Consider the following 385-nt stretch of genomic DNA (forward strand, 5'->3'; position numbering starts at 1 on the left):
GAATCAGAACCACCGGCTGAGCCGGTGGTTTGCACCGGCCCTGTAAGGGCCCCATACCGGCAGCCCTGACGGGCCCTGAAGTTACGCCGCCCGCAACTCCGTCTCCGGCTGCCCCTAAAGGGGCCCATTATTTGCCTTCTCCTACCACAGCTTCACCCGTAAACGGGTCATACATCTCTTTTAGGCTTTGCTCATCATTGATCCTATCCTCCGACAGCTGCGTCCTTATATACTCCGCTATTCGCTTTTGATTCCTCCCCACCGTATCCACATAATAGCCTCGGCACCAAAAACGACGATTTCCATAGCGATATTTCAGATTCGCAAACCGATCGAAGATCATCAATGAGCTCTTTCCCTTCAAATACCCCATCACCTCCGATAC

General features: G+C 53.0%; 1 protein-coding gene. It reads right to left on the reverse strand.

The features are described 5' to 3' along the window. Positions 1-127: 127 nt before the first annotated feature. The coding region (locus tag EII26_RS12955) for a transposase (RefSeq protein ID WP_199735235.1) at positions 128-385 on the reverse strand (258 nt) is incomplete at its 5' end.

Origin of the sequence: Fretibacterium sp. OH1220_COT-178 (genome assembly GCF_003860125.1) — a bacterium.
Lineage (GTDB): Bacteria > Synergistota > Synergistia > Synergistales > Aminobacteriaceae > CAJPSE01.